Raw genomic sequence first — 374 nt, forward strand, 5'->3', positions numbered from 1 at the left:
ATAAGAAGTTAAAACAAATGTTTATGGGGTCCTGACGGCATTTCGCGGATATTATATGCTAAGACATTTTCTAGAATATTATTTATTGCTCCTTTCCGTTGGCAAGTGATTCTCGGTCGCTTGCTATTGGAGGCTGCTCTAACCATCCATTTTTTATCATTAGGTTTGCTCCGTCTTCTGCAAATTGTAAAAGTTCTAAAATTAGTCGTAAGTACTTAAGACCTAAATCTTTTCTTGAATTGACACTCAGAGCAGAACCGTAATATGAAAGGGTTAATTGTGTAGACAATTGAATTTGGTACAGCATATATTTATCTGAAAAGGTCATAGAAGTAGAGTTCGTGATCATTGATTGCCAGGAAATAGGTGAATTC

Annotated in this window: 1 protein-coding gene; it reads right to left on the bottom strand. The window is 35.6% G+C overall.

All coding sequences use genetic code 11. The features are described 5' to 3' along the window. Positions 1-82: 82 nt before the first annotated feature. Positions 83-374: DUF3231 family protein (locus EP747_RS24025; protein WP_129692490.1), on the bottom strand; the 292-nt coding region annotated here is incomplete at its 5' end.

Source organism: Gottfriedia acidiceleris, from assembly GCF_004138285.1.
GTDB lineage: Bacteria > Bacillota > Bacilli > Bacillales > Bacillaceae_G > Gottfriedia > Gottfriedia acidiceleris_A.